Source organism: Microbacterium sp. MYb72, assembly GCF_002979415.1.
Taxonomy (GTDB): domain Bacteria; phylum Actinomycetota; class Actinomycetes; order Actinomycetales; family Microbacteriaceae; genus Microbacterium; species Microbacterium natoriense.
Genome location: NZ_PCOT01000028.1, coordinates 1 through 19,340 on the forward strand (window position 1 = coordinate 1; position 19,340 = coordinate 19,340).

Genomic DNA, 19,340 nt, shown 5'->3' on the forward strand with positions numbered 1-19,340 from the left:
CGGTCGTGCTGATCCGTTCAGCACGACCGGGGCCTTCTTCGTCCCCGCCGCCCCGGCCTGACAGGATGGATCGATGACCTCTGTAGTCCAGCTGCTCCGCGCCCCCGCTCTCGCCGATGCTCCGTATGCCTACGCCGCCACCGCACCCGCGGATGCGCGGCTCCTCTTCCTCGCCGGCTCCTGCCCTCTGGACGCCGACGGAGCCACCGTCTCCCCCGGCGACCATGCCGCACAGGCCGCACGCTGTGTGACGAACCTCAGGGAGGCCCTGACGGCCGCAGGCGCTGAGCTCACGGACGTGATCAGCACGCGCGTGCTCGTGGCCTCCACGTCTCGCTCCGACCTCGTCGCCGCCTGGGACGTCGTGCACGCCGCTTTCGGCGACCACGATGTCCCCAGCACCCTGCTGGGAGTGACCGTGCTGGGATACCCGGATCAGCTCGTCGAGATCGAGGCGGTCGCCGCGGTGAAGGACGGGCTGCTGTGAGTTTCCTCATCCGCCTCGCCGAGTCCCGAGACTACGGTGCGACCGAACGCATCGAGGCAGTTGCGGACGCGCTCCTGATCGACCGCTTCGCCGCTCAGGACTGGCCAGGCGCCACGAGTGCGGCGGAGCGCGAGGCGGCTCCCGGCTTCGTCCTGGTCGCCGAGAACCAGGACACGGCCGAGGCGGTCGGATTCGTGCAGGTGCTGGAGATCGATGAACATGCTCACCTCGAGCAGCTCTCGGTTCTCCCGTCGTTCTCGCGTCAGGGTCTGGGACGTCGTCTGGTCCAGACGGCACTCGATGAATCGACGAAGCGCGGATACGAGGAGGTCACCCTTCGCACCTACGCGGACGTCCCCTGGAACGCACCGTTCTACGCCTCCTGCGGCTTCATCGAGACGGATCCTGACACGCACTTCCTGCGGTCTCTCGTCGACGTGGAGCGTGCTCTGGGACTCTTCGACCATGGTCCGCGCGTGCAGATGACGGCTCGCCTCGGCGACTGGCAGCATTCCTCGCTCGCGCGTCCGTAAAGTCGGCGACGTCTCGCTGGACCCCGCTCTAGGCTGAGGGCATGATCGAACGTGCCGACTACTACGCCGCCAAGCTCGCCTACGAGACCGATGCCAGCGATGTCCACGCGGCTCGCACGGCCGGCGAGACGATCTACGTGATCGACGTCCGCTCCGATGAGGCATGGGCTCAGGGTCGTGTCGCCGGAGCCGTCCATATGCACTACAGCGAGATCGCCACCCGCGCGCCTGCCGAGATCCCCGCGGGGGCGCCCGTGGTCGTGTACTGCTGGAGCCCCGGTTGCAACGCCGGCGCCAAGGGGGCCCTCGAGTTCTCTAAGCTCGGGTACGAGGTCCGCGAGATGATCGGCGGATTCGAGTACTGGGTGCGAGAGGGCTACCCCATCGAAGACGCAGACGGAGTCCATCGGCGTCCCGTCGACCCGCTCACGGGAATCGCGCGCGTACGCACTCGAGCCTGACGCGCGAGGGACATACCCCGCACATGCGGAAGGCCCCCGGAGATGTCTCCGGGGGCCTTCCGCATGTGGATCAGCGGGCGAAGTTGCCGCGGTAGTACTCGTAGACCCATCCGACGATCGCGACCACGAAGATCGCGAGACCGATCGGGAGCAGGAAGTGCCCGACGGCGAGGCCGACGACGAACACAGCGGCGGAAGCCGCGAGAACCAGCGGCCACCAGGACCACGGGCTGAACTCGCCGAGCTCGGGATCGCCGTCGTCGATGTCGGCCGTCAGGATGTCTTCGGGCAGCTCGCCCTGCTGTGCGTGGTGCGTGCGGTCGAGGTAGAACGCGACCATCGCGCCCATGAACGCCGCGAAGAACAGGGCGACCGTGCCGACCCACTCGATGCGCTCGGCGAAGTTGTCCGACGGCGTGGCCAGGATGTGCCAGCCCGTGTAGATCACGCCGATGAGGGCGAAGAACGCGGTGAGGACCCACCAGAGGATGACGTTGTCGCGCATGGCTCAGTGCACCTCTCGCTCGCCGGCCGCGACCGGGAAGTCGGCCGCCTCCGGGTGGTTCAGGTCGAACGCGGGACGCTCGCTGCGGATGCGCGGGATCGACGTGAAGTTGTGGCGCGGCGGCGGGCAGGAGGTCGCCCACTCGAGCGATCCGCCGTAGCCCCACGGGTCGTTGACCGTGACCTTGGGCGCCTTGCGTGCCGTGATCCAGACGTTCAGGAAGAACGGCAGCATCGAAGCGCCGAGGATGATCGCACCGATCGTCGAGACCTGGTTCTGCCACGTCCAGTTGTCGTACGACGAGTAGTCGGCATAACGACGCGGCATGCCGTCGACGCCCAGCCAGTGCTGGATGAGGAACGTCATGTGGAAGCCGATGAACAGCATCCAGAAGTGGATGTAGCCGAGGCGCTCGTTGAGCATCCGGCCGGTCCACTTCGGCCACCAGAAGTAGAAGCCGGCGAACATCGCGAAGACGACGGTGCCGAAGACGACGTAGTGGAAGTGAGCGACCACGAAGTACGAGTCGGAGAGGGCGAAGTCCAGCGGCGGAGCCGCGAGGATGACACCGGTCAGACCACCGAAGACGAACGAGACGAGGAAGCCGAGGGCGAAGACCATCGGGGTCTCGAAGGTCACCGAGCCGCGCCACAGCGTGCCGATCCAGTTGAAGATCTTCACACCGGTCGGGACCGCGATGAGCATGGTCATGACGGCGAAGAACGGCAGGAGCACGGAGCCTGTGACGTACATGTGGTGCGCCCACACCGCCACGGACAGCGCCGCGATCGCGATGGTCGCGTAGACGAGGGTCTTGTATCCGAAGATCGGCTTGCGGCTGAACACCGGGAAGATCTCGGAGACGATGCCGAAGAACGGCAGCGCGATGATGTACACCTCAGGGTGCCCGAAGAACCAGAACAGGTGCTGCCAGAGCAGGACACCGCCGTTGGCCGGGTCGTAGATGTGCGCACCGAGGACGCGGTCGGCTCCTGCGGCGAAGATCGCCGCGGCGAGCACGGGGAACGCCATCAGGATCAGGAGGCTCGTGATGAGCGTGTTCCACGAGAAGATCGGCATGCGCCACATGGTCATACCGGGGGCGCGCATCGTGATGATCGTCGTGATGAAGTTCACTGCACCGAGGATCGTGCCGAAACCGGAGATGCCGAGTCCCAGCATCCAGAGGTTTCCACCCGCACCCGGCGAGAAGGAGGCGCTCGCGAGCGGCTGATAGGCGAACCAGCCGAACGAGGCCGCACCCTGCGGGGTGAGGAAGCCGGCGACGGCGATCGTCGAGCCGAACAGGAAGAGCCAGAAGGCGAAGGCGTTCAGACGCGGGAACGCGACGTCGGGGGCGCCGATCTGCAGCGGCAGGATCGCGTTCGCGAAGCCGGCGAAGAGCGGCGTCGCGAACATCAGCAGCATGATCGTGCCGTGCATCGTGAACAGCTGGTTGTACTGCTCCTTCGTCGGGATGATCTGCATGCCCGGCGCGAACAGCTCGGCGCGGATGACGAGAGCCATCACGCCGCCGAGGAGGAAGAACAGCACGGAGGCGATGAGGTACATGTACCCGATCGTCTTGTGGTCAGTGGAGGTGATCCACTTGACGACGATGTTGCCCTTCTGCTCGACGCGCGAGGAACTCATCAGAGCAGCCTGACGCGCGGGAACAGCAGTCGGACGGGAGCGAGGAGCCTCGTCGGTGCGGGGTGCTTCAGTGGTCGACATGGCTTACTCCTCTCCTTCCTCGGTGCCGGTCGCGCCGGTCTTTCCGGGATAGTTCGACAGGCGATCGTAGGCTTCGGTGATGTCGCCCGTGTTGCCCTCTTCCTTGAGGGACTCGAGGTAGGCCTCGTAGTCCGCCTGGGAGACGACCTTGACGTTGAAGACCATCATCGAGTGGTACTCGCCGCAGAGCTCTGCGCACTTGCCGTCGTACTCGCCGATGCGGGTCGGGATGAAGGACCAGGAGTTGTCCCTCCCGATGAACATGTCCTTCTTGTAGAGGAAGTCGATGATCCAGAAGGAGTGGATGACGTCGCGCGACTGGAGGTTGATCGTGACCTTCTGGTCGACCGGGAGCACCAGGGTCGGCAGCGTCGAGCGGTCGATGTTGCCCTCGGCGTCGGGCTGGGCCTGGATGCCCATGGTCCAGACGGCGTCGGAGTTGTCCTCCTTCTCGCCGTCGTACTGGAAGTCCCACGCCCACTGCTTGGCGATCGCCGTGATCTCGACGTCGGGGTTGTCCCACTTCGTCTCGATCTCGGTCTGGTCACGAGCGGTGAAGAAGAACATGCCCAGGACGAGGATGAGCGGCACGATCGTGTAGAAGATCTCGATCGGCATGTTGTACCGCATCTGCACCGGCAGACCCGTCTGGCCCTTGCGGCGACGGTAGGCGATCGCGGCCCAAGCCATCAGGCCCCAGGTGATCACGCCGACGGCGAGCAGGACGATCCAGGAGTTGACCCAGAGAGACGACACGCGCTCGGTCTGGTTGGTGGCCGCAGGCTCACCCTCCACGAAGCCCGGCAGGTAGCCGTTCAGCTCGGTGGTGGTACATCCCGCCAGGATCACGGCTGCCACGACTCCCACGGGGAGTGCGGCCCAACGAAGGCGGCGTTTCGAGGGCACGATGCACCTTTCAGATTGCGGACAGGGCACACCCAAGTCTAGGGCAACCTCACACCTGATTCATGCCAACCACGCAGGTTGACCGAGGCCCATCGGGTCAGTGGAAGCTGTCGCCGCAGGCGCAGCTGCCCGCCGCGTTGGGGTTGTCGATCGTGAAGCCCTGCTCCGAGATCGTGTCCTTGAAGTCGATCGACGCGCCGTCCAGATAGGGCACGCTCATGTTGTCGATGATGACCTCGACGCCGTCGAAGTCGACGGTCTCGTCGCCCTCGAGATAGCGCTCGTCGAAGTAGAGCTGGTAGATCAGGCCCGAGCATCCGCCCGGCTGGACGGCGACGCGCAGACGCAGGTCGTCGCGGCCCTCCTGCTCGAGAAGGTTCTTCACCTTGGTCGCCGCGGCGTCGGTGAGGCTCACGCCGTGTGCGCGGGTGGTGTCTGCTGCTGTCAGGGTGGTGTCGCTCATGTCGCTCCTTGTGACGGGCGCCGCTCGCACGGCAGGTGCTTCGATTTTACCCTCCGGCGTGTCCGGAGGGGCGGTTCAGAGGGTGATCTCGTTCATCCGCGACAGCATCAGCGCCTCGGTGGCGACCGCGTGGCGGAACGTGTCGAGGTGCAGGGACTCGTTGGGGCTGTGCGCGCGGGAGTGCGGGTCCTCGACCCCGGTGACCAGGATCTGCGCGGCGGGGAACTCCCGGACGAGATCGGCGATGAACGGGATCGAGCCTCCGACGCCGAGGTCGACGGGCGGAACGCCGTAGCCGTCGCGCATCGCGTCGCGGGTGAGCGAGACGGCCCAGCCGCTGGTGTCGACGAGGAATCCGTTGCCGAGATCGACGTCGGAGAAGGTCAGCTCTGCGCCGTACGGGGCGTGCGCACGGAGGTGCTCCTCGAGCGCACGGTAGGCCTCCTCGCCCGTCTGCCCGGGAGCCACGCGAGCGCTGATCACGACGGTGACCTCGGGGAGAAGGGTGTTGGATGCCGCGGCGACACTCGTCGCATCGATGCCGATCACCGTGACGGACGGCTTGTTCCAGATCCGGCTGAGGATGGTGCCTTCGCCGATCGGCGAGGTGCCGGGCAGGAGTCCTGCCTCATCGCGCAGCGTCCCCTCGGTGTACTCGGGCGTGTCGGCATTCCTGGAGGTCATCCCGGCGACGGCGACGGAGCCGTCCTCGTTCCAGAGCGTCGCGAGCAGGCGGACGGTCGCCATCATCGCGTCGGGCACCGCTCCCCCGAACATCCCGGAGTGCGATGCGTGGTCGAGCGTGCGGACGCGCATCGTGAAGCGGGCGTTGCCCCGGAGTGAGACCGTCAGTCCGGGGGTGACCGAGTCCCAGTTGCCCGAGTCCGCGACGACGATAGCGTCGGCCCGCAGGGCCTCCTTGTTGTCGGAGAGGAACTGCGCGAAGGAGCGGGAGCCGTACTCCTCCTCCCCCTCGATGAACATCGCGATACCGAGCTCGAGGTCGTCTCCGAGCACCTCGGCGACCGCGCGGATCGATGCGATGTGCGCCATGATCCCGGCCTTGTCGTCCGCGGCGCCGCGACCGTAGAGCCGTCCGTCGCGGACGGTCGGCTCGAAAGGCGGAGTCTCCCACAGCGCGTCGTCCCCCGGGGGCTGCACGTCGTGGTGGGCGTAGAGCAGGATCGTCGGCTTGCCGCCGCGCGCCGCGCGCGTCGCGAGGACCGCGGGCTGCCCGTGCTCGTCCGTTCCCGGGATCGCCGCTCGGAGCACCCGCACCTCGTCGAAGACTCCGGTCGCCGTCGCCAGCGCCGCGACGGCGTCCGCGCTGCGCTCGAGCTGGGACTGGTCGAACGCCGGCCACGCCATTCCGGGGATGCGCACCAGGTGCCCGAGATCGCTGAGAGCCGCCGGAATGCCGGTGGCCACCGCGTCGAGGATCGTCGAGTCGTTATCACGGGGAGGAACGGGAGAGGTCATGCGAGTAATCTTAAGGTGATCCACCGCAAGCGAACCGAGGAACCTCGTGCCCAACAACCCCGCCTCCCCTTCGACGAACGACGACGCCCCCGAGACGCCTGCCGTCGGCAAGGGACGCGCGACGCCGACCCGCGCGGAGCAGGAGGCGGCTCGACGCCGCCCCCTCGTCGCGAACACCAAGGAGGCCAGGGCCGCTGCCCGCGCCGACCTCAACGAGCGCCGCAACCGCGCTCAGGCCGGGCTGGCCGCCGGCGAGGAGAAGTACCTCCCCGCTCGCGACAAGGGCCCGCAGCGCCGCTGGGTGCGCGACTACGTGGACGCCGGTTGGCACCCCGCCGAGTTCGTGATGGGCATCATGGTGCTGGTCATCGTCGCCTCGCTCATCCCCGTCACCGCCATCGCCTACTGGGCGTACCTCGTCATGATGGGGTACATCGTGCTCGCGATCGGCGGGATGGTCCTGCTCGGCATCCGCGTGAAGAGCAAGGCGGCGGCGAAGTTCGGCAAGGACCGCCTCGAGCGCGGTCTTGGCTGGTACGCCGCGATGCGATCGCTGCAGATGCGCTTCATGCGCCTGCCGAAGCCGCAGGTCAAGCGCGGCGACTACCCCGCCTGACCCGCCGGCTCAGCGGGCTCGACGCCGGAGGGCGATGAGCCCGCGGTTGATCTCGCGACCCCAGAAGGGCCCTCGGTAGAGGAACGCCGTGTAACCCTGAACCAGAGTCGCCCCGGCATCCAGACGCTCCTGCACGTCGGAGGGGGTCTCCGCTCCCCCGACCGCGATCACGCAGAAGTCCTCGGGCACGGCATCGCGCACGAGCCGCAGCACCTGCAGCGACCGCTCCTTCAGCGGCGCTCCGGAGAGCCCGCCCGCACCGGCCGCCTCGACCACGGCGGCATCCGTCAGCAGTCCTTCACGGGAGATCGTCGTGTTGTGCGCGATTATCCCCGCGAGACCCTCGTCCACCGCGAGCTGCGCGATCGCCGTGATCTCGTCGTCGGGGAGGTCGGGGGCGATCTTCACCAGGAGAGGTGTGCTGCCTGATGCCGCTTTCACCGCGCGGAGCAGCGGCGCGAGGGTCTCGACCGCCTGAAGTCCGCGCAGGCCGGGGGTGTTCGGCGACGAGACGTTCACCGCGAGGTAGTCGGCGAGGGGGGCGAGACGCGTAGCCGATGCGACGTAGTCGGCGGTGGCGTTCTCCACCTCGACGACGCGGCTCTTGCCGATGTTCACGCCGATCACCGTGTCAGGCGCGCCGCGTCGCAGCGTCGCGAGTCGGCGAGCGGCGGCATCCGCTCCCTCGTTGTTGAATCCCATGCGGTTGATGACAGCTCGGTCGGCGATCAGACGGAACAGCCGCGGCTTCGGGTTGCCGTCCTGCGGGATCGCCGTGACGGTTCCGACCTCGACGTGTCCGAAGCCGAGCGCTGCCAGGCCGCGCACTCCCACCGCGTTCTTGTCGAAGCCGGCGGCGATCCCGAACGGCGAGGGGAAGGTCAGACCCAGCGCCTCGACCGAGAGCGACGGATCGGGCCGGGTGACCGCACGGGTCGCCCAGGAGAAGGGCGGTACGCCGAGCACGCGGATCACCGCCATGCCTGCGTGGTGGGCGAACTCGGGATCGAAGCGCGAGAGGACAGCGCGGAAGAGCAGCGGATACATCACTGCCAGATTACCGCGCGGCGCCGTGCCTACTCGGCGTGATCGGCCCGGAGGTCGCTGATTGCGCTCTCGAAGTCCTCGAGAGAGTCGAATGCCTGATAGACGCTCGCGAAGCGCAGATAGGCGACTTCGTCCAGATCACGGAGCGGACCGAGGATCGCCAGTCCGATCTCGTTCGCGTCGAGCTGGGACACTCCGGTCTGACGCACGGCCTCCTCGACGCGCTGCGCGAGGATCGCCAGGTCGGCTTCGGTCACGGGACGCCCCTGACACGCCTTGCGGACGCCGAGGATCACTTTGTCGCGACTGAACGGCTCCATCACACCCGAACGCTTGATCACGTTCAGGCTCGCCGTCTCGGTGGTCGTGAAGCGGCCGCCGCACTCGGGGCACTGACGACGACGACGGATGGAGAGTCCGTCATCGCTCGTGCGGGAGTCGATCACGCGCGAGTCTGGGTGACGGCAGAAGGGGCAATGCACCTGAAGATCCTACGCCGTGAACCTGGCCTCGATCGCCTCACCGTGCGCGGGGAGCACTTCGGTGTTCGCGAGCGCGACGACGCCCTCCCGCACGGCGCGGAGCGCGTCGCGATCGTAGGAGATCACCTGCTGCGGCCGAAGGAAGGTGTACGACCCGAGTCCAGGGGCGTAGCGCGCCTGCCCACCTGTCGGCAGGACGTGGTTGCTCCCGGCCATGTAGTCGCCGAGGCTCACGGGGGTCTGGTCGCCGACGAAGACGGCGCCGGCGCTGGTGAAGGCGGATGCTGCGTCCTCCGCGTCCTGCAGGTGCAACTCCAGGTGCTCCGGCGCATAGGCGTTGCTGAATGCGGTCGCCATGGCGCGGTCGTCGACGAGGACGATCGCCGACTGAGGGCCGTCCAGGGCCGCGGACACGCGCGCCGAGTGGCGCGTCCTGGCCGCGTGCTCCGAGACCTCCACCGCGACGCGCTCCGCGAGCTCGGGAGAGTCGGTGACGAACACGGCGGAGGCCTGCTCGTCGTGCTCCGCCTGGCTGACCAGATCGGCCGCGATCAGACGCGGATCCGCGGGCGCGTCCGCCACGACGAGGATCTCGGTCGCTCCGGCCTCGGAGTCGGTGCCCACCACACCCGCGACGGCGCGCTTGGCCGATGCGACGTAGTTGTTGCCGGGGCCCGAGACCACGTCCACGGGATCCAGGCCGATCCCCTGCACGCCGTGCGCGAAGGCGCCGATGGCGCCGGCGCCGCCCATCGCGTACACCTCGGTCACGCCGAGGAGACCGGCGGCGGCGAGGATCGTGGGGTGGATGCGGCCGCCCTGATCCTCCTGCGGAGGAGAGGCGAGTGCGATCTGCTCGACGCCGGCGACCTGCGCCGGAACCACGTTCATGATCACGCTGGACGGATAGACGGCCTTGCCGCCGGGGATGTAGACGCCGACGCGCTGCACCGGCTGCCAGCGCTGCGTGATGCGCGCACCGGGGCCGATCTCGGTGATCTGCGTCTGCGGCACCTGTGCGGCCGACGCGATCCGCACGCGACGGATCGCCTCCTCCAGCGCGGCGCGGACGTCTGCCGAGAGCACCTCGAGCGCCTCGGCGATGTGCGCGGCGGGGACGCGGATGTCGTGTCCGCTCACGCGGTCGAAGCGATCAGCCTGCTCGCGCAGCGCCTCCTCACCACGGTCGCGGACGTCGTCGACGATGCGTGCCGCCGTGTCCAGCGCCTCTGCCCGCGCCTGCGTGGCGCGAGGGACGGCGGCGAGCATGTCAGCCGGCGAGAGCTCGCGCCCCCGCAGATCGATCGTGCGCAATGTCAGCCCTTCGTGATGTCGGAGATGTCGTGCAGATAGCCGATGCGGCCGTCGTCATGTCGCACGACGAATGCGCCGCCGCGGTCTTCGATCACCAGCGCCCACGCGGTCGGGCCGATCGTGAAGATCACATCACCGCGCTCGTCGTGCACATCGCGCTCGCTCGGGGCGAGGACCCAGAACGGCTGCTGCGGCTCGACGGCGGCCTCCCGAGCGCTGTCGGCCGAGGACTCGCGGGGGTTCGTCGCCTCGACGTCCACGTCGGATGCCTCGGCATCCGCGTCACGCCCCGACCGTCGCGACGGCACCGGCTCGACGGCGATCGGCTCGACCGCGTCGGTGTCGGGGGTCGGCTCGACGGCGATCGGCTCGACCGCGTCGGTGTCGGGGGTCACGAGCGCGACGATGCTGTCGGTGTCCGAGACGATCTCCTCGCCTCGCGACCGACGGGAGTAGACCGGGGTGTACTCCTCGTCTGCGGTCACCTGCTCCGTGCCGGTTCCCCCGCCCGAGGCGTGGGCCGCCAGCGGCACCTGTGCGGCCAGGTCGACACGGGCGATCTCGTCGGTCGCGTGCTGGCCGGAGAGCTCGACGTCGAGCTCGGCAGCGGGCGAGTAGGCGACGGTGACGGATTCCGACGGCGCGGGCTCGGCCTCAGCAGCCGCAGCGGGCTCCACGCCTGCCTCGGCGTCATCGACCGCGGCCGGCTCGGCCGCGACGACCGGTTCCGGTCGGGGGCGCGGGATGACGGGCCGGACGGGGTTGGCGTTGCGGTGCGCGAGCGTGACCAGCCGACCGTGGAAGTCGTCCTTCAGGCCGGGGATGATCGGCGCGAAGACGGTCAGCGCCACGAGTGCGAGGGAGAGGATGAGCTGCGCCCACGGCACCCAGACGACGGCGTCGAGTCCTGTCGCGATCACTGTCGCGAGGTACTCCCACAGCATCTGCACCCACCACACCGCGGCGACGGAGAAGGCCACTGAGGCGAACTGGTCGATCCCGAGGGATCCGACCCGGCGGATGCCGTCGGGCGAGAAGCGTCGGAGGACGATGAGGAACACCGCAGCAGTGGGGACGCCGATGGGGAGGATCCAGGCCACCCCCTGCGCCCACAGCGCCGGCGACCATCCCAGAGGGAAGAACGACAGCACGAACGTCACCAGCCAGACGCCCACGATGAGCAGCTCGCGCAGGGTGAATCCGAGGATGCCGTACTCCGGCGTCACGTCGTCGTCATACAGCACGCCGTCGTCGACGAATCCGCTGTCGGTGTCGAGGGTGTCGGATTCGGGAGTCTCCGGCAGATCGGTCATGGTGTTCCTTTCGTCACGGCGCGCGGCGAGGGGACCCGCGAGCCTAACGCGTCCCGATATTACCCGCTCACCCTAGACAGGAAGGTCCGAGCAGAGATTTGAGGTCACCGAAGAGGTCGGCCGACACCTTGACCGGCATCGGGACGTCGAACACCTTGGCGGTCCCCCCGCGGTGGACGCGGAGCACGACCTCCGTCTCGCCGTTGTGCCTGCGCAGCACTTCGGCGAGCTCGTTCATGACCCGCTCGGTCGCACGCTGTTCCGCGAGCACCAGGGCGAGCGGTCCTGCGGCGTCGAAGGAGCCGATGTCCGGAGCGAACGCCGACTGCGCATGGAGGTTCAGACCGTCGTCACGTCGAGACACGCGCCCCCGAACCGCGAGGATCGAGTCCTGCTGCAGGATGTGCTGGAACTCGGTGTAGGTCTTGCCCATGAACATCACGGTGACCTCGCCGTTGAAGTCCTCGACCGTGATCATGCCGTACGGATTGCCGCTGGCCTTGGCGACGCGGTGCTGGACGCTGGTCACCAGTCCTGCGACCGTGACCTGGTCTCCGTCCTGCATGTCCTCGGAGTTGTTGAGGTCGTGGATCGAGATCGAGGCGTGCTTGGCGAGCGGCACCTCGAGTCCGGCGAGGGGATGGTCGGAGACGTACAGACCGAGCATCTCGCGCTCGAACGCGAGCTTGTCCTTCTTGATCCACTCCGGACGATCGGGGACCTTCGCCGGCGGCGCCTCCTCCATCTCGTCGTAGAGGCTGTCGAAGTCGAATCCGATGGCGCCCTGTGCCTCGTTGCGCTTGCGGTCCACCGCGGCCTCGACGGCGTCTTCGTGGATCTCCATGAGCGCTCGTCGGGAGTCGCCCATCGAGTCGAAGGCTCCGGCCTTGATCAGGGACTCGACCGTGCGCTTGTTCGCGACGTGCAGAGGCACCTTGTCGAGGAAGTGGTGGAACGATGTGAACCGCTCGTCCTTGCGCGACTGGACGATGCCGTCGACGACGTTGCTGCCGACGTTGCGGACGGCGCCGAGCCCGAAGCGGATGTCGTCGCCGACGGCGGCGAAGAAGTTGATCGACTCCGAGACGTCGGGCGGGAGGACCTTGATGCCCATGCGACGGCACTCGTTGAGGTAGAGGGCCATCTTGTCCTTGGAGTCGCCGACGCTCGTGAGGAGCGCCGCCATGTACTCGGCGGGATAGTGCGCCTTGAGGTAGGCGGTCCAGTACGACACGACACCGTAGGCAGCCGAGTGCGCTTTGTTGAAGGCGTAATCGGAGAACGGGAGCAGAATCTCCCACAGCGCGTTGACCGCGGCATCCGAATAGCCGTTGGCATGCATGCCCGCCTGGAAGCCCTCGAACTGCTTGTCCAGCTCGGACTTCTTCTTCTTGCCCATCGCGCGACGGAGGATGTCTGCCTGACCGAGAGAGAAGCCCGCCACGCGCTGTGCGATGGCCATGACCTGCTCCTGGTAGATGATCAGACCGTAGGACTCCTCCAGGATGTCGGCGAGAGACTCTGTGAACTCCGGGTGGATCGGCGTGATCGGCTGCTGGCCGTTCTTGCGCAGCGCGTAGTTCGTGTGCGAGTTCGCACCCATGGGTCCCGGTCGGTACAGCGCGATGAGTGCCGAGATGTCTTCGAAGCTGTCGGGCTTCATGAGACGCATCAGCGCGCGCATGGGCCCGCCGTCGAGCTGGAACACGCCCAGCGAGTCGCCCTTGGCCAGCAGGTCGTATGCGCCCTGATCGTCGAGGGCGAGGTGTTCGAGGTCGAGCTCCTCACCACGGTTCATCCGGATGTTGTCGAGCGCATCCGAGATGATCGTGAGGTTGCGCAGACCGAGGAAGTCCATCTTGATGAGGCCGAGGGTCTCGCACGACGGGTAGTCGAACTGCGTGACGATCTGGCCGTCCTGCTCGCGGCGCATGATCGGGATGATGTCGAGCAGCGGCTCGGACGACATGATCACACCGGCCGCGTGCACACCCCACTGGCGCTTCAGGCCTTCGAGACCGAGGGCGCGGTCGAAGACCGTCTTCGCCTCGGGGTCGGTCTCGATGAGCGCGCGGAACTCGCTGGCCTCCTTGTAACGGGGGTGGGCCGAGTCGAACATGCCGTCGAGCGGCATGTCCTTGCCCATGACGGGCGGCGGCATCGCCTTGGTCAGCCGCTCCCCCATGCTGAACGGGAACCCGAGGACGCGTCCGGCATCCTTGAGCGCCTGCTTGGACTTGATGGTCCCGTAGGTGACGATCTGCGCGACGCGCTCAGACCCGTACTTCGCCGTGACGTAGTCGATGACCTCGCCACGACGACGGTCATCGAAGTCGACATCGAAGTCGGGCATCGAGACGCGATCGGGGTTGAGGAAACGCTCGAAGATGAGGCCGTGCTCGAGAGGGTCGAGGTCGGTGATCTTCATCGCGTAGGCGACCATCGATCCGGCACCGGAGCCACGCCCGGGTCCGACGCGGATGCCGTTGTCCTTCGCCCAGTTGATGAAGTCCGCGACGACGAGGAAGTAGCCGGGGAATCCCATCTGCAGGATGATGTCGGTCTCGTACTCGGCCTGCTTGCGCACCTTGTCGGGGATGCCGCCGGGGTAGCGGTACTGGAGGCCGTTCTCGACCTCCTTGATGAGCCAGCTGTCTTCCGTCTCCCCGTCGGGCACGGGGAAGCGCGGCATGAAGTTGGCCGAGGTGTTGAACTCGACCTCGCAGCGCTCGGCGATCAGCAGCGTGTTGTCGCACGCCTCCGGGTGATCGCGGAACATCTGGCGCATCTCGGCGGCGGTCTTGATGTAGTAGCCGTCACCGTCGAACTTGAAGCGGTTCGGGTCGTCGAGAGTGGAGCCGGACTGCACGCAGAGCAGAGCCGCATGCGCGTCGGCCTCGTGCTGGTGCGTGTAGTGAGAGTCGTTCGTGGCGACGAGAGGGATGCCGAGGTCTTTCGAGAGCCGCAGCAGGTCGGTCATGACCCTGCGCTCGATCGAGAGGCCGTGATCCATGATCTCGGCGAAGTAGTTCTCCTTGCCGAAGATGTCCTGGAATTCCGCCGCCGCCGCGCGCGCCGCGTCGTACTGCCCCAGGCGAAGGCGTGTCTGCACCTCGCCGGACGGGCATCCGGTCGTCGCGATGAGCCCCTTGCCGTAGGTCTGCAGCAGCTCGCGGTCCATTCGGGGCTTGAAGTAGTAGCCCTCCATGCTCGAGCGCGAGCTCAGCCGGAACAGGTTGTGCATGCCCTGGGTGCTCTGGCTCCACAGCGTCATGTGGGTGTAGGCGCCGGAGCCGGAGACGTCGTCGCTCTTCTGGTCGGGGGATCCCCACTGCACACGGGACTTGTCGCTGCGGTGCGTCCCGGGGGTCACGTAGGCTTCGAGGCCGATGATCGGCTTGACGCCCGCGGCCTGCGCCGCCCGGTAGAACTCGAACGCCGCGAAGGTGTTGCCGTGGTCGGTCACGGCGATGGCCGGCATGCCGTAGTCGGCGGCCGCCTGGGTCATCGCACCGATCTTCGCAGCGCCGTCCAGCATCGAGTATTCGCTGTGGACATGCAGGTGCACGAAGGAGTCGGATGCCATGCTTCGAGTCTACGGCGGAGCCCCGACACCGAAGGCCGGTGCCGGGGCCGAGCCGAGGCGGAGCCGGTACCCCATCGGGCTAATGCCGCGAGTCGACCACGCCCACCTCGAAGGTCCTCCGGATGTCCGGAACATCAGCAGGCGCCAGATCGACGGACGCGTCTCCGATGCGGTCGAACCGAGACGTGTACTCGACCGCCCATCCCGTCGCCATATCGATCGACAACGTCACCGCGCACGGATCGCTCATGTGAGTGAACCGGAAACGGTAAGTGACGACGCTGCCCACTGAGCCGATCTGCTCCGCCTCCCCTGTGAGCGGCAGCGCCTCGACGAAGGCGGCCCTGATGTCGGCAGGGGCGTAGTTGGTCGTGAGAACGTCGATGATGTTGCTCGCCGCCAGTTCCTCGGCCTCTTCCTCTGACGACCCGAAAGATACCGCCCTGTCATGGAACCATCGGACGAGAGCTGCTGGGTCGTTGGGATACTGATCATACGACTCGAGCGACCCGGTCAACGGGAGTATCTCTCCGCCGATCCCCCCGGTGTAGGTCCACTCTTCGACTCCGGCGCGGAAGGGGAGCATGGCATCCCAGGCCGCGCCGTCATCCGTGCTCTGTTCGCGAGAGAAGATGGTGACGCGTTCATTGGAGGGCCCGTACCTTCCGACCCACACCCCGCTACGGTCTCCCGGCATGTACAGGGTGTCGATGTTCCGGTACACGGCAGCCGACAGGGGAACGGACTGCGCTGGGCGGTAAGCCCACTCGTAGAACCACGACTGGCCTTGACTTCGGTAGAGGACGCGCTCGTCGGTCGTGACGACACGCAGGTACTGCCCCGCCTGCGGCGTGGTTCCGGGGAACGGCTCGGTCGCTGTCGTACCGGACGTCGGATCAGGGCGCGGAATGATCTCCCCCTGCGGTCGAGGAGAGATCGTCCCAGTCGGGACAGCCTCCACTCGGATTGTCGGCGCGCCGAGCTGGCTCACCACGATGAGGGTCGCCGTCACTGCGGCCACTCCCGCGACGAGCCCGGCGATCGGGAGGAGCAGCCGATGGCCGCTCCTCGTTCGTGCCGCTGCGCCTCCTTCGTCGATGCGCTGGACAAGCCGAGAACGTGCTCCTCGGATCTGATCCTTGGTGAGCGCAGTATCCGCGTTCACCTCACGCACTTGCTCCAACACGTCCATCGGTCTCTCCTTCCTTCTCGTTCATGACGCGAGTGCGAGCCCCGGCCCGGCCGGGGTCGAGTCGTCGACGTATGCTGTTCATCCGCGATCGGACAGTGCCGATGGGAACGCCGAGCGCGGCGGCGACCTCCTCATATGTGAGATCGCCCCACGCGTAGAGCAGCAGCGTGTCGCGGTCCTTCGCTGACAGCCGGGCGATCACGGGGGCGAGCACCCTCGTGGAGAGCTGGGCGTCGAGCCGCGCATTGGTCGCCTCGACATGTCCCGCCGACACATGCTCCTCGCGGCCCGCTGAGTGGATCGCCGACCGCAGATACCTCGCCTCCTGCGCCCTGTGCTTCCTGATCAGCCGGGACGCGATCCCGTACAACCAGGGAAGCGCCGAGTCCCAGGACGTGTCGAACGTGGCCCTCCTCGCGAAGGCGACGAGGAACGTCTCACTGAGGATGTCCTCACCTGCATCCGCGCCAAGACGCCGAGCGGCATAGCCGCCCAGCGTCCCGGCATGCCGGTCGAAGAGTTCAGCGAACGCCCGGGGCTGCCCGAGCGACCGCTGAATGATCTCGCTGTCTGTGCTCACACTATGTATTGCCTCAGAGAACCGAACCAGTTCGAAATCCGTCGCAGCGACGCTGGACGATCAGGGAAGACGCTCCACCACGTTCGCGGAGCACATGACCTCGACATCAGGGCCACTTCGGGGACCATCCCCTGGGTCGCCTGGGGTATCGAGGTGACCTTGATCGCGAGCCCCGTCGCCATCTCTATGGTCGAAGTCTGGCGGCTCACCGAGGATGCCGTACTTCCGCCTGCCGGGAGGTAGAACTCGAAGGTCACGGTGCGTCCTTTGAGTCCTGCGCAGCGAAGCGGATCCGCTCGCCGGCTCCGCTTCGATCTCGACTCAGGGTGCGTCGTCGACGACGGTGACCGTGCGCACAGTCACGTAGTCCGGCACGTCATCCGGCACGACTGCCCCGTTCGTCCCTTCGCCGAAGGTGACCGCATACCGAAGAACAAGGCCTGTGCGCGTGTCGATCTCGATCGCTTCGCGTCGCTCTTGCTCGGCATTGGTCAAGTAGCTCAGCGTGACGGCGTTGTCGTTCACACTGTCGATCCGCCCTCCCGGCACCATGCTGAGCGCGCGGAACATCGCGGAACGCAGATCCGCCGGAGCGGCGTTCAGCTGCAGCTCCTGGATGAATGAGTTCGCGATGAGGGCGTCCTCATCCATGCCATCGTGGGGCCCCAACCAGCTCCGCGTCCAATCGAGCAGCGCAACTGGATCCCGCGGCATCATCGGATAGGCCGCGATGTTGGCGTTCGAGGATCCGGACCCCCCAGGGGTGCGCTGCACCGACTCCTGCATCCATGAGACACCGTCAAGCCATCGCTCTGACTGTGCAGCCGCATCGGCGCCGAAGAGCTCGGTGACGGACATCTGTGCATGGAACACATCGACCCAGTCGTCTGTCACCGAGGCCGGGATGTACGAAGTGTAGGAGCTGTCGGCGACCCATCCAGCGGTCGCCTGCTCACGGGTTGCCTTCACCGGCTCATCCGGCGACCAGAGAACGAGATGGCGCGTCTGGTGCTCGATCTTGAGATACTGCCCAGGACCGGCGACCGGGGACTCGTGCGCTGCGGAGGCGCTCGCTGCGCCCATGAGCACGCCCTTCACCGTCAGCGGCTGCGGGGTCGGCGACGATTCCGCAGGGGTCCGTGTAGGTTCCGCACTGTGTGCCGGCCGGTTCGTTGGATTCGCATGGCTCACGGGTTCCGGTGCCGACATCATGGACCCCAGGATCACACCGGCCGTCACGGCCGCGCCTCCGGCGACAAGTGATCCGGCGACAATCCACGGGCGGCGTGCCACTCGGGTTCTCGCGGGCCTTTGCTCCCCCCGTATCTCCGCCATGAGAAGCGAGCGCGCCGCGCTGAGGTTCTCGTCGGCGCCATCGATCTCCGGCTTGGTCTCCCGCACCTTCTCAAACACGTCCAACGGACTCTCCCTTCTGCTCCTGCTTCTCGAATGCGCGGATCCTGCGCTCGGGGTCCAGACGTCTGCGCACCCTGTTCAACCGCGAACGCACAGTGCCGACAGGGACGTCGAGTGCGACCGCGATCTCGTCGTAGCTCAACCCCTCCCACGCGTAGAGCAAGAGGGTCTCCCTATCTTTGGGGGCCAATGCGGCGATGCGCGTCTTGAGCGTCGCGACCTCCCGCTCGGCGTCGACGCGAGCCATCGCATCCTCCAACCCTCCAAGCGATGAGTGATCCTGCCGCGAGACGGATGCCGCGAACGACAGCCACTGCTTCGCCTCCACGGCACGATGCCTGCGGATCAGGCGGGACGCGATCCCCAGCAGCCACGGCGAGGCGGACTCGGCATCGACGTCGAAGTCGGCGCGCCTGCGGAACGCCACGAGGAACGTCTCGCTCAGCACGTCCTCCGCCGCTCCGCGGCCGACACGATAGGTCGCGAACGCGTTGATCGTACGCGCGTGCCGATCGAAGAGCTCTGCGAACGCCGCCGGCTGATGAAGAGATCGTTGGATGATCTCGCTGTCTGTGCTCACACTGTCTATTGTCTGAGCGTCTCCGATGAGTTCACGTTTTCTCCATTCACAGGAGATTCACCTCAGGTCGAGTCTCATCAGCACCCGTGGGTACCCGTCGAGCACCGACCCGGTCTCGGCGGCCTTCGTGAAACCCGCCTGTTCGAAGAGGCTCCTCGTGCCGACGTAGGCCATCGTCAGGTTCACCTTCTCGCCGTCGTTGTCGACCGGATACCCCTCGACGGCAGGGGCGCCTCTCTCGCGCGCGTAAGCGATCGCGCCCTGGATCAGGGCGTGCGAGACACCCTGCTTGCGGAACCCGGGACGCACCCGGAAGCACCACAGCGACCACACGTCGAGATCGTCGACCTGCGGGATGAGCCGATTGGTCGCGAAGCTCGTGTCCCGCCGCGGGTGGAGCGCGGCCCACCCCACCGGCTCCCCGTCGAGATAGGCGATGACCCCGGGCGGCGGATCCTGGTGGCACAGCCCGCGCACCCGTTCTGCGCGCTCGGGGCCGCGAAGGGAGACGTTCTCCTTGTTCCCGATCCGGTAGCTCAGGCAGAAGCACACGTTGGACGTCGGCTTCTTGGGGCCGACGAGCAGCGCCACATCGTCGAACTCGGTCGCCGGACGCACCTCGATGCTCATGCGCCCAGTCTCGCGC

19 protein-coding genes are annotated in these 19,340 nt (G+C 67.0%); 4 read left to right on the forward strand and 15 right to left on the reverse strand.

The genetic code is table 11. The features are described 5' to 3' along the window. The first annotated feature begins 73 nt into the window (after nucleotides 1–73). Genes CQ047_RS14490 through CQ047_RS14500 form a run of 3 tightly spaced genes read left to right on the forward strand, consistent with a single transcriptional unit; the run spans nucleotide 74 to nucleotide 1,481 of the window. Entirely contained in the window at nucleotides 74–487 is a 414-nt protein-coding gene (locus CQ047_RS14490) for a RidA family protein (RefSeq protein ID WP_105676423.1), read from the forward strand. Further along, nucleotides 484–1,020, forward strand: coding sequence for a GNAT family N-acetyltransferase (locus CQ047_RS14495; protein ID WP_105676424.1), 537 nt, complete (start codon nucleotides 484–486; stop codon nucleotides 1,018–1,020). Before CQ047_RS14490 ends, CQ047_RS14495 begins: the two co-directional genes overlap by 4 nt. Before the next feature lie 41 nt (nucleotides 1,021–1,061). Next, the gene (locus CQ047_RS14500) at nucleotides 1,062–1,481 is read left to right on the forward strand and encodes a rhodanese-like domain-containing protein (protein WP_105676425.1); all 420 of its coding nucleotides are present in this window, start codon (nucleotides 1,062–1,064) and stop codon (nucleotides 1,479–1,481) included. Between the two features lie 70 nt (nucleotides 1,482–1,551). Here CQ047_RS14500 and CQ047_RS14505 read toward each other — a convergent pair whose 3' ends face one another. From CQ047_RS14505 to CQ047_RS14525, 5 genes are all read right to left on the reverse strand, one after another. Continuing rightward, nucleotides 1,552–1,986, reverse strand: coding sequence for a cytochrome c oxidase subunit 4 (locus CQ047_RS14505; protein WP_105676426.1), 435 nt, complete (start codon nucleotides 1,984–1,986; stop codon nucleotides 1,552–1,554). Nucleotides 1,987–1,989: 3 nt separating this feature from the next. Further along, nucleotides 1,990–3,720, reverse strand: coding sequence for a cytochrome c oxidase subunit I (gene ctaD / locus CQ047_RS14510; RefSeq protein ID WP_181155957.1), 1,731 nt, complete (start codon nucleotides 3,718–3,720; stop codon nucleotides 1,990–1,992). 3 nt (nucleotides 3,721–3,723) lie between these two features. After that, entirely contained in the window at nucleotides 3,724–4,626 is a 903-nt protein-coding gene (gene coxB, locus CQ047_RS14515; RefSeq protein ID WP_105676427.1) for a cytochrome c oxidase subunit II, read from the reverse strand. Nucleotides 4,627–4,723: 97 nt separating this feature from the next. Beyond that, a complete protein-coding gene (erpA, locus tag CQ047_RS14520; RefSeq protein ID WP_105676429.1) occupies nucleotides 4,724–5,089 on the reverse strand; it encodes an iron-sulfur cluster insertion protein ErpA in 366 nt (121 codons plus the stop codon). Nucleotides 5,090–5,164: 75 nt separating this feature from the next. Continuing rightward, on the reverse strand, nucleotides 5,165–6,568 hold the full coding sequence (locus CQ047_RS14525) for a dipeptidase (protein ID WP_105676431.1): 1,404 nt from the start codon (nucleotides 6,566–6,568) through the stop codon (nucleotides 5,165–5,167). A 46-nt stretch (nucleotides 6,569–6,614) separates the two neighbouring features. On the opposite strand from CQ047_RS14525, the gene CQ047_RS14530 reads away from it, so the two are divergent. Then, a complete protein-coding gene (locus CQ047_RS14530; RefSeq protein ID WP_105676433.1) occupies nucleotides 6,615–7,184 on the forward strand; it encodes a DUF3043 domain-containing protein in 570 nt (189 codons plus the stop codon). A gap of 9 nt (nucleotides 7,185–7,193) precedes the next feature. Here the strand turns inward: CQ047_RS14530 and CQ047_RS14535 are convergent, their stop codons facing one another. The 10 genes from CQ047_RS14535 to CQ047_RS14585 all read right to left on the reverse strand — a co-directional run bounded on the left by CQ047_RS14535 (nucleotide 7,194) and on the right by CQ047_RS14585 (nucleotide 19,324). Next, on the reverse strand, nucleotides 7,194–8,231 hold the full coding sequence (locus CQ047_RS14535; RefSeq protein WP_105676435.1) for a quinone-dependent dihydroorotate dehydrogenase: 1,038 nt from the start codon (nucleotides 8,229–8,231) through the stop codon (nucleotides 7,194–7,196). 29 nt (nucleotides 8,232–8,260) lie between these two features. Next, nucleotides 8,261–8,713, reverse strand: coding sequence for a transcriptional regulator NrdR (gene nrdR, locus CQ047_RS14540; protein ID WP_105676437.1), 453 nt, complete (start codon nucleotides 8,711–8,713; stop codon nucleotides 8,261–8,263). A gap of 9 nt (nucleotides 8,714–8,722) precedes the next feature. Continuing rightward, nucleotides 8,723–10,027: a histidinol dehydrogenase gene (hisD, locus tag CQ047_RS14545; protein ID WP_105676439.1), complete on the reverse strand. Its 1,305-nt coding sequence runs from the start codon at nucleotides 10,025–10,027 to the stop codon at nucleotides 8,723–8,725. Between the two features lie 2 nt (nucleotides 10,028–10,029). Further along, on the reverse strand, nucleotides 10,030–11,340 hold the full coding sequence (locus tag CQ047_RS19130; protein WP_105676440.1) for a hypothetical protein: 1,311 nt from the start codon (nucleotides 11,338–11,340) through the stop codon (nucleotides 10,030–10,032). 67 nt (nucleotides 11,341–11,407) lie between these two features. Beyond that, nucleotides 11,408–14,926: a DNA polymerase III subunit alpha gene (gene dnaE / locus CQ047_RS14555; RefSeq protein WP_105676441.1), complete on the reverse strand. Its 3,519-nt coding sequence runs from the start codon at nucleotides 14,924–14,926 to the stop codon at nucleotides 11,408–11,410. A 79-nt stretch (nucleotides 14,927–15,005) separates the two neighbouring features. Then, the gene (locus CQ047_RS14560) at nucleotides 15,006–16,118 is read right to left on the reverse strand and encodes a hypothetical protein (RefSeq protein ID WP_105676443.1); all 1,113 of its coding nucleotides are present in this window, start codon (nucleotides 16,116–16,118) and stop codon (nucleotides 15,006–15,008) included. Beyond that, entirely contained in the window at nucleotides 16,093–16,698 is a 606-nt protein-coding gene (locus tag CQ047_RS14565) for an RNA polymerase sigma factor (protein ID WP_105676444.1), read from the reverse strand. The genes CQ047_RS14560 and CQ047_RS14565 overlap by 26 nt, the downstream gene beginning before the upstream one ends. A gap of 321 nt (nucleotides 16,699–17,019) precedes the next feature. Further along, nucleotides 17,020–18,117, reverse strand: coding sequence for a hypothetical protein (locus tag CQ047_RS14575; RefSeq protein ID WP_146114357.1), 1,098 nt, complete (start codon nucleotides 18,115–18,117; stop codon nucleotides 17,020–17,022). Then, nucleotides 18,104–18,694, reverse strand: a complete 591-nt coding sequence (locus tag CQ047_RS14580; protein WP_105676448.1) for an RNA polymerase sigma factor — start codon at nucleotides 18,692–18,694, stop codon at nucleotides 18,104–18,106. The genes CQ047_RS14575 and CQ047_RS14580 overlap by 14 nt, the downstream gene beginning before the upstream one ends. Nucleotides 18,695–18,751: 57 nt before the next feature. Next, entirely contained in the window at nucleotides 18,752–19,324 is a 573-nt protein-coding gene (locus CQ047_RS14585) for a GNAT family N-acetyltransferase (protein ID WP_105676449.1), read from the reverse strand. Between the last annotated feature and the right edge of the window lie 16 nt (nucleotides 19,325–19,340).